This window comes from Rothia sp. HMSC076D04 (assembly GCF_001814645.1).
In the GTDB taxonomy this organism is placed as follows: Bacteria; Actinomycetota; Actinomycetes; order Actinomycetales; family Micrococcaceae; genus Rothia; species Rothia mucilaginosa.
Window position 1 is genome coordinate 19,430 of record NZ_KV817372.1, and the last position, 9,797, is coordinate 29,226.

General features: G+C 55.4%; 4 protein-coding genes and 1 pseudogene. 2 read left to right on the forward strand and 3 right to left on the reverse strand.

Annotated elements, in window-relative coordinates:
* Positions 1-81: 81 nt before the first annotated feature.
* Both HMPREF2980_RS07845 and HMPREF2980_RS07850 read left to right on the forward strand, forming a co-directional pair.
* Positions 82-4,470, forward strand: coding sequence for an FtsK/SpoIIIE domain-containing protein (locus HMPREF2980_RS07845; protein WP_070691287.1), 4,389 nt, complete (start codon positions 82-84; stop codon positions 4,468-4,470).
* Positions 4,471-4,587: 117 nt separating this feature from the next.
* On the forward strand, positions 4,588-6,612 hold the full coding sequence (locus HMPREF2980_RS07850) for a serine/threonine-protein kinase (RefSeq protein ID WP_049340860.1): 2,025 nt from the start codon (positions 4,588-4,590) through the stop codon (positions 6,610-6,612).
* Between the two features lie 106 nt (positions 6,613-6,718).
* Here HMPREF2980_RS07850 and HMPREF2980_RS09530 read toward each other — a convergent pair whose 3' ends face one another.
* The 3 genes and pseudogenes from HMPREF2980_RS09530 to HMPREF2980_RS07865 all read right to left on the reverse strand — a co-directional run.
* Positions 6,719-6,934 (reverse strand): hypothetical protein, encoded by a 216-nt coding sequence (locus HMPREF2980_RS09530; RefSeq protein ID WP_049340862.1) that lies wholly within the window; start codon positions 6,932-6,934, stop codon positions 6,719-6,721.
* Between the two features lie 239 nt (positions 6,935-7,173).
* Positions 7,174-9,300, reverse strand: a complete 2,127-nt coding sequence (locus HMPREF2980_RS09645; protein ID WP_246823707.1) for a hypothetical protein — start codon at positions 9,298-9,300, stop codon at positions 7,174-7,176.
* 230 nt (positions 9,301-9,530) lie between these two features.
* Positions 9,531-9,797: pseudogene (locus tag HMPREF2980_RS07865) on the reverse strand (hypothetical protein); the annotation flags it as partial.

A 9,797-nucleotide genomic window follows, 5' to 3' on the forward strand; every position in this document is an offset into this window, starting at 1 on the left:
CATCACACCCCGGCTTTCGGGTATTACTTCTAGTCCGTCCACCAGCGGGGCTCACGATTTATCTATTTTGGAGAACACCTTATGCGCTTTTTCCTTGACCTTGAAGAGCATAACGGGAGCTATGAACTAGACTCCTGGCAGCCTGAGACGACCATCGCTGATCTCGTCCAGGCGACCGGTGGTCCCTCCCTGCCTGCCGACGAGCCGCTGTACTGCGATAACCGCCCGGTGACGGCGTCCTCCACCCTGGCGGAGGTCAAGCCGATGGAGGGTATGCGCATCTCTAGGGCACCGCTCTCCTACCCTTCCCTGGTGCAGGGCTGGAGCGTCTGCTTGAGCGGCGGTTCGACGGTTACCCTGCCGCACCCTATCCCTTCTTCGCGTCCTCTGGTGGCGGGTCGTTCCCCGTACGCCGACATTGTGCTGCCCACGGCGAGCGCCTCGTGGGAGCATCTGCACCTGCAGGTGGTTCATGATGAGTCGACAAACACTCAGAAGGTGCGCATCACTGACCCGGGTTCTACGAACGGTAGTTTTGTGGACGGTCAGAAAATCCCTGAGGAGGGTCTGACTGTTTCTGAGAGCACCACTATCCATGTTGGGGATTGTGTTCTGACTCTGCAGCCTGCTCCTCAGGAGAAGGCTGCGCCTCGCCCCGGTAGCGCCCCGAATGTGAGCGCGTCGGGTACTGCACCGTTTAACCGTCCGCCGCGTCAGGGTGCGTTGAGCGCCCCGGATAAGGTGGAGGCACCTACCCGCAAGAACGTTTCTGACCCGCCGAAGTTCAATATCGCTATGGCGGTGGGTCCGATTATTATGGCTGCGGCAATGGTCGCCATTATGCAGGAAATTCGTTACGCCCTTTTCGCGATGCTCAGCCCCATTCTGAGTATTGGCATGTGGGTGGAGCAGAAACGTCGTCACGCTAAGGATAAGGTGAAGGAGCGTGTGCGTTTTGAGCAGGAAATGGAGAAGTTCAAGGAACGTATCGCTCTGAGTAACCGTGAGGAAATTGAGCGTCTTCACGACCTTGCCCCGGCACCGGATGCCGTTCAGCTGCGAGCGCTTCTTCCTGCAATGACGCTGTGGCGCCGCCGGAGCACCAGCCCTGACCTGTTGACTTTCCATGTGGGTACTGGGCATATTCATTGGGCTCCTGAGCTGACGAAGCCGAGCAATCCTGAGCCTGAGGTTCAGCATATTCTTGAGCACAATACTCTATGGGATGCCCCGCTGGTTGCTGACCTGCGTGAGGGAGGCGCTATCGGTATTGTGGGTCCGCGTGAGCAGTCTCTTGCCTTGGCGCGTAGCCTGGTGCTGCAGGCGGCGACCCACACGGGTCCTGCTGATATGACGATTGCGGTCTGTGCTGATTCGGCGCGCTCGCAGGACTGGGTGTGGACGTCGTGGCTTCCGCACATGCATATGGCGCAGAACCAGCAGATGCGTTGGTTTGCTTCTGGTAAGGAGCAGTCGGATCAGATGTTGCGCTCTCTTTACAACGACATTGAGTCTCTTCCGACCCGCGGCCTGTGCGTGGTCGTTGATTCGGATACCCTCACTGAGGGCCGTGAGTCGCCGGCACGCGACCTTTTGGCGTACGGCGATGAAGTGCGTCTGATGGCGAATAAGACTGCCGCTGCGGGCGCTCGCCGTGTTGCCGGTATTGTGTTGGCTTCTTCTGTTGATCGTCTTCCTGCGTCGTGTACTTCGGTCGTGGAGATTGGTGAGGAGGCTTCTATGACCTATTCGGAGCCTCGCCGCCGTTACACGGTCACTGACGGTGTGCTCGCCGGTGTGAGTGCTGAGGATGCTCTTCATGTGGCGCGTACTTTGGCGCATCATGAGGACCCTGAGCGTCTGCTTCTGGGCGGCGGTTTGCCTCAGCTGGTGAAGCTGCCTGAGCTGGTTGGTTTGCCGACCCCTCCGGGTGCTGAGGATATTGAGGCGTTTTGGTCGCAGGCTAATGGTTTCAGTACTGAGATTGGTGTGGGCGACTCTGGCGCGTTCACGCTGGACTTGGTGAAGGACGGTCCTCACGGTCTGGTGGGTGGTACCACCGGTTCGGGTAAGAGTGAGTTTTTGCGTTCGTTGGTGGCGGGTTTGGCTGCTCACCATGATCCGAGCCGTTTGAACTTTATCCTGGTTGACTTTAAGGGTGGTGCGGCATTTAAGACGTGTGAGCGTCTGCCGCATACGATTGGTACTTTGAGCAACTTGGATGCTCAGTTGGCTCACCGCGCTATTGAGTCGTTGGAGGCGGAGATGGACCGTCGTCAGCGCCTGTTTGCGGCTGCTGGCGAGGGTGTGGACAACATTAAGGATTATTTGGCGACGAACCCGCCGGAGCCGATGCCTCGCTTGCTGCTGGTAATTGACGAGTTTGCGATGCTGGCGAAGGACTTCCCGGATGTCCTGTCGTCGCTGGTGAGTATTGGTGCGGTGGGTCGTACCCTGGGTGTGCACATGATTTTGGCGACTCAGCGTCCTGCCGGTGTGGTGAATGACGATATTCTGGCGAATACGAACTTGCGTGTGGCGTTGCGTGTGCAGAGTCGTGAGGATTCTTCGAACGTGATTGGTGTTCCGGATGCTTCGGAGATTTCGCGTTCGCAGATGGGTCGCGCCTATGTGAAGCTGGGTCAGAACGATATTTCGCCGGTGCAGACTGCCCTGGTGACGGGTCAGAGTGGCACTGAGGTGGTGACTTCTCTGGAGGTTCGCGCGACCGATAGTATCGGTATTCCTCGTTCAGAGCGTGCGCGCCCGAAGGTGTCGTCGAGTGATGCGAATGACCTGGATTTGCTGATTGATGCTGTTGTGGCGGCGCACGCGGCTCGTGGTGCGGTTGCTCCTCGTAAGGTGTGGCCTGAGCCGTTGGGTTCGTATGTTGATTTGGCTGATTTTGGTGTGCGTGGCTTCCCCGATCCGGATCTTCCCACTGTGGGTGGTGTCCGGGACGGTGTTCTGATGTGTACTTTGGGTGATGAGCCTGAGCTGCAGCGTCAGGTGCCTATGGGCTGGAATATTGAGATGAGCAACCTGCTGTTGGTGGGTGTTGCTGGTAGTGGTACGACTACGACGATTCAGTCTGTGGTGTTGGGTTTGGCTCAGCATTATTCGCCGGAGGACATTGATATTGTTCTGGTGGATATGGGCGCTGATGGCTTGTTGCCGTTGGGTTCTTTGCCGCATGTTGTTTCTGCTGTGGGTACCGGTCAGGGCGCTAGGGAACGTCAGGCTCGTTTCTTGCGTTTTGTGAAGTCGGAGCTTGATGCTCGCCGTGCTGATGCGTCACGCCGTAAGCCTCTTTTCATTGTTTTGGATGGTTTTGCGACGCTGCGTGATGAGTTCTCTGACGCTGTGAGCATGGATCTGTTGGCGAATTTCTACCGCGTGTATGCGGATGGCCCTGCCGTTGGTATTCACTGCGTGGTGTCGACGAGCCGCGCGAAGAATATTCCCTCGCAGATTCTTGATGCTTCGTTGCAGACGTGGTTCTTCCAGCTGAGCGATATTCACGATTATTCCTCGCATGGTATTCGCGGTACGAATGTTCCGGCTGCGGTTCCCGGCCGTTGTGTTGACCCGAAGCGTCTGCGTCAGATGCAGGTGGCTACTCCCGCTGTTGGCGTGGAGGAGGCTGTCTCTATGATTCGTGAGCGCTTCCCGCAGGCTCCTGCTAAGCGTGATGTGATTGGTCAGCTGCCGACGTGGGTTTCGTGGGAGAGCATGCCTGCCGCTGAGTTTTCTCCGAGCCTGTGGCGTATCCCTGTGGGTATTGCGGAGGCTACGTTGGAGGCGTGCGCTTTCGAGCTGTATGAGGGTGAGCACGCCATGGTTGCGGGTAATCCGCGTTCGGGTAAGTCTTCTCTGCTGGTTGCGTTTGCTCGTCTGGTTTCTCGGGCGAAGGCTGCGGCGGAGCAGGCGGTGTCTGCCGCGTTGGCGTCTGGTGACGCTATCGCAGCGGAGAACGCACGTATGGATGCCGCTGAGGTTCCGGAGGTTTGGGCTGTCTTTGACCAGCGTTCCGGTCTGGTGAATGCGCCGGAGGGCGTTTTTGACCGGGTGTTTGAGAGCAAGAATGCTTCTGCTCAGGTGCAGGCGGCTTTGCAGGATGCCGCGGGCCCGGTGCTGTTGCTGATTGATGATGGTGACCGCGTGGATGACCCGATGAACGTTTTTGATGCGATTGTGAAGGGTGATTTCCCGGACGTTCACATTATTGCTACGGGTAAGCCGACTGATTTGCGTCCTTTGTATAGCCATTGGACGAAGGCTATTCGCAAGTTCCGTACTGGTGCTGTGGTTCAGCCGAATGTTGATACGGATATGGACATGTTCGGTTCTATTCCGAGGCGCGCCCCGGTTCAGCTGAGCGTTGGTCGTGGCTACGCGTTCCTTGCCGGGTCGCCGGTTCTGGTGCAGCTGATGAGCCCTGAGGATTCTCAGCACCGTGGCGGGCTGTAGGGCTTGTCTGGCGTGTGGTGAGGTATGGTGTAACTTTACCGGCTATTTTGCTGTAGGGGTCGCCCCGTCTGGGGAGTCTTCCTGCTTGTTGTGAAGTTGATGTTAAGGAGTTAGCCCGTGACTGTACCTGCTGGTTCGCCGCAGTACTCCGGCTCGGAGCGTCGTGATGCTCATCCTGTCCCGCAGGTTGCTGGTCAGCCTGCGGGGGGTCTGGTTGCGGGCGCTCCCCTTGGCTCTTCGTATCGTTTGGTGCGCCGGGTGGGTTCTGGCGCGGTCGGTGAGGTGTGGGCTGCTACGATGAGCGGCTCGTGGGCTCTGTATGCGGCGAAGGTTTTGCGTCCGGAGCTTGCGGAGAACCCTGTGGTTCTTGAATCTTTTGTGCGTGAGCGTTCGGTGTTGTTGGCGCTGTCGCATCCTCATATTGTGCCGTTGACGGACATGGTTGTTGAGGGTGGCGTGCTAGCTCTGGTGATGGAGTTTCAGCATGGCGGTTCGTTGCGTCAGAAGCTGGATTCTGAGGGTCCGTTGCCGGTTCGTTTGGCGTTGAGTCTGATGGTGCAGGTTCTGAATGCGGTGGAGTTTGCTCACCGTCAGGGCGTGATGCATCTGGATATTAAGCCGGAGAATGTTCTGCTGAGCGGTGTTTTGGGGGAGTCTCTGGATCAGCAGGTTCGTGTGGCTGATTTCGGTATTGCTTCTTTTACTGGCTCTGCGGGTTCGGGGGCTTCTCGTTCGTTTTCTGGTACTCCGGGGTATATGGCTCCGGAGCGTTCTGCGCATGGTGTGGCTACTCCGGCGGTGGATGTTTATGCGTGCGCGGTGACTCTTCATGAGTTGTTGGTGGCGGCGCGTCCTCTTCCGGCGCGTGGTGGTGCGGTGCAGGTGTCGCCGCAGATTCCGGCTGAGGTGGCTGAGGTGCTCCACGGGATGTTGGCGGAGAACCCGGTTCAGCGTCCTGGCGCGGCTGAGGCTGCCGCTAAGCTACGTCTTTTGGCTGAGGGTTTCGCTGCTGATGCGGTGCTTCCTCGGTGGGTTGAGGTGTCTTCGGGTGCTGTGGGCTATACGCCTACGGTGGTTCACGGTGCTGAGCCTGCGGTTTCTGCGGTGCCTGGGCAGAATGTTACGGAACTGTATGGTGCGGGCATGCCGTCGCTGGGTCAGGCGCAGAATGAGACGGTTATCCGCGCTCCTTTTGTGGTGGAGCAGCCGGTATATGTGCCTGATGAGGTTGTTGAGGAAGAGGAGCCTGCCCGTTCGCCGTTGCGCCGCCCGCTGGTATGGGGCGCTATCCTGGGTTCTTTGATTCTTGTGGGTGTGCTCGCTTTTGTGGGTTTGAGCGGCGGTAAGGGTTCGTCTAAGACGGCTGAGTCATGGTCTGCTTCGAGCCGTAGTTCGGCGTCTTTGCCGAGTGGTTTGGGTACCCGTATTGAGGGTACGTATAACCCGCGGGATAAGAGCGCCCGCCTGACGTTTGAGTTTTCGTCGCAGAAGTCGGCTCTTCGGGGCGATATTTTGCAGGTGCTTCCCGGTGTTGAGGGTGGTTCGTGTGCTTCGGTGACGTGGGATGCCGGTCAGGCGTCTTCTGGTGTGTCGAAGAATCAGTCGAGTGTGACTGCGGTGGATGTTCCGTGTTCGTGGAATCTGTCTGGGGTGAGCATCCCGGCTAATGGTGTGGTGCAGGTTCGGGCGAATGTGTCTGCTGAGTTTAAGGATTCGCGTGCTTTTGAGGAGTGGGTGAACCGTATTGATTCTGAGACGTCGAAGGCTATTTCTGACAGGGAGGTTCGTTCGACGGCGTACCCGATTCAGCGTTTGCGGTCGATTGAGTTGCGGGTTCCTTCTCGTGTGGTGAATCAGAGTGTTTTGCCGGTGACGGTGGTTCCGGTGTGGCCCAGTGGTGCGGATGAGTTGAATCCGTTGATGGTTTTGCCGCGTACGGGTGAGTTTTCGACGCTGGTTCAGGCGATTTCTCCGGATGCTCAGTTGATTAGTTTTTCGGATGGTTGTTCGGGGCATGTGTTGGTGTCTGAGGATCAGCGGGTGGTGACGGCTCTGTCGGTGACGTCTAAGTGCCGCCTGAACGCGCAGATTGGTAATTTTACGAACCTGTCCAGCAGCGACTTCGCAATTATCACCCGCTAACGATGGTGCTCAGGTGAGTAGCCGCTGGTACACAGAAAGCCCCTGGGCTGAGAGATCATCTCTCAGCCCAAGGGCTTTTCCATCCTACTATTCGACTTAATATATACTATTCTTTAATTTCTTCAAGGCGAACAGTATTAAAATCTCTATCATCATTCCTTGTACTTAATGATTTATACATCTTATACTTCTTCCCTGCCTTAACTTCAGAAACATATTCCGGAATATTTTTACCCTCCGGTACGGCATACATTTCAATAACACCACATTCTTTTGTTTCAAAAACACCAATGAGTGCAACATCATTCATGTTTCCAAGCATTCCACCCCGTTCTTTAGTGTAGGCAGACTCTACAGTACAGATAGAATAGGACCCATGACTATCATCATGGAGATAAAATTGAAGACATGAATAAAATACTATGAGCGCAATACCAAGAATTATTGCAAATCGATATTCCTGCTTCCAGGTATTCGGATATTTTTTGCACATTCTTACGCACCTATATAATAATAATAGATTATACTCATCCAATGCCCTCTCATAATTACTTCTACTAGTTAGTTACGGTCTATCAGTCGGTTAAACATAGGTCCTGCCATTCGTTGCGCTATGTTATCTAGCCCTCGCTCAGCAGCACCGACTGGATTATTGGCTATTTCGGCAGCCCGAAAAGCATACCATTGACCCCTATCACGATATTTTTGAGCTACATCTGCATCCATCTTTACAGACGATTTCACGGCGGATTTTACAGCATCCTTTCTCATATTATCGGCAATTTTTCCAATCAATTTATCTATCTTATATTCTTCACCCTTCATATGAGTTTCCGTAGAATATTGAACGCCACTCTTAAAGATTCCACCAGCAGTATCAGCAAAAGTAGTTGCAGCCACATCCGTTGCACGGCCTCGAATACCCATGCGTTTCAAGTCACCTGCATACCCAGTGACACCCATTTTGCGCTTCATCATGCCAGATGCACCTGCGCTAGCCATTGAACCACCTGCACCTGAGAAAAACATTTCGACACCACCCATAACGCTCTTATTTTTCACGTTATCATCCATATAATACGATACTGCACTATTAATGCCACCAGAGACAGTATCCTTCACAATATCTTCAAGTACCCTCGATTCTTTCAACCCCATCCCAAACTCATGTGCATACGGTGTTATAGCAGTCTTTACCTTATGCCATTTCGATGCAAGAGCACCCGCTTCCGCCGCTTTTTGGGCAAGCCTAGTAGCCTTAGCAGCTTCAGCTGCCTTCTCTATCTTAGTCATCTTTGATGCAGCATCAGCTATTTTTTTCAAATTACCCAAACCACCAGTAAGAGCACCAGTCACAGCACCGGTAATACCTCCCTTCACGGCTTCTTGACCTGCCTTGGACCAATCTACTCGTTCACCCTTAACTTTCTGCTCGAGCACCGACATACCAGCACCCATAAGCGCACCGGAAAGACCACCAAGGACAGCACCACCAAGAGGGCCAGTACCAGCACCAACAGCACCAATCACAGCACCAGCAATAACCATCGCACCGCCAGCCACGTACTCCAAGACATTCCTTACAGAGGCGGCAACAGCCTTCTGTTTCTCGAACTCCTCCACCGATACCGGCGACAAACCCCACGGATCCACCAACGAAACCGGGTTACCACCCACCAACGAGAACGGATCAGCACCCCAACCAGCACCCACAGGCGCAACCAAAGGATCAGGCGCCGTAAAACGAGCCACACGCGAATCCACCACGCGGGCACCCAACACCTCAAAACCAGTAGAACCCAGCACCACACCCGAAGCCGCAGAAACACCAACCAGCGAATCCGGCAACACAGGCACACCACCAGCAGGAGCACCCTGAGCAGAAGGCACAGCAGGCGCAACAACACCCAAAGAAGCCCAACCATACGGATCCAACAAACCGGCACCAGAACCAGCACCAGGAACCAACGAACCCACAGAAGGCATCGACGAGCCGCCCACACCCAGCACACGCGGAACAAAAGAATTCTCATCCCACACCAGCGGGTGCATCACCGAAGCATCAAAACCAGCCACAGAACCAGTAGCGGCACCAGCACCGGTTGAGGGTACACCAAACTCAGGTACACCAGCAGGCGCACCACCGGCAGCAAGAACACGACCATCAGTAGAAGCGCACAGCAGGGAGAAGGACACTGCCGAATCCTCAGCAGAGCCCCACGACGCCACAGAGTTCACGAACCCAGCCGCGCCATAGTTCAGCGACGAGCCAGAACCATCCGAAGAAACCTGCAAAAGACGCGAATCATTACCGTCATAGGAGAACACGCTCGTCGAGACCGGCACCAGAGTGACGCCCTCAACTTCCACGGATTCCGGGCACTGCGGAAGCCACGCCTGAGCATCCTCAACAGCAGAGGCAAACTCAGCCGACTGGGAGTCGGCCTTCGCCTCATCCTGCACACTGTAGACGCATACTGCGCGAACGCGGGCACCCTCATCAGTGACCAGCACCTTCACCCAAGCATTCTCAGGCTGGGCGCTATCAAAGTACTCAACACGCACCAGCGCGCCAAACGCATCAACACCCCAGAAGACAGTGAGGAAAGTGCGCATGGTGGGTTCTCGTTTCGTGTGGTTGGTGAATATCCGGAAGCGCGCCACCCGAAGGTGGCGTACCTTCCCCAAGAATACTCTATGCAGATAAAAAGCTCTGATAGGCGGAAATATAGAGCAACATGATGCGCTCTATGGGCTAATCGACCAGAAAGTTAACTAGGCGTAAGGCCCGGGTCAAGACCAGGCGACCATTCACCGACGGGTGGTGGTGGCGCTCAGGTGAGCCACCGCTGGTATGCAGAAAGCCCCCGCGGCTGAGAGGGTGAACTCTCGGCCGCGGGGGCTTTCTCTATGCGGTGCTACATATCGACGTCAGCGAGGCCAGTGACCTTCTCCCGGCCCCTGAAATAAGGAATGGTCATATAGCCATTGTCCAGCTTATCTACCTGAGCTACATCAGTGGGATTATTCATGTCAGGCCAACGTTCTTGCTCAATCCTGAACCGTACGATCGCCATGAGCCGGTAATTCTTGTGAGTCAGGGGACCAAAAGCAGCAATCTGCTCACCTGATCGGGTGTAAAACCCCACCGTATCCTGGTCTTCAACATTCAGCGTTTCGTAATA

Bases quoted from the DNA above. Each gene is read 5' to 3' on its own strand.
- HMPREF2980_RS07845 (WP_070691287.1), top strand. From the start codon at position 82: ATGCGCTTTTTCCTTGACCTTGAAGAGCATAACGGGAGCTATGAACTA.
- HMPREF2980_RS09530 (WP_049340862.1), bottom strand. From the start codon at position 6,934: ATGCTTGGAAACATGAATGATGTTGCACTCATTGGTGTTTTTGAAACA.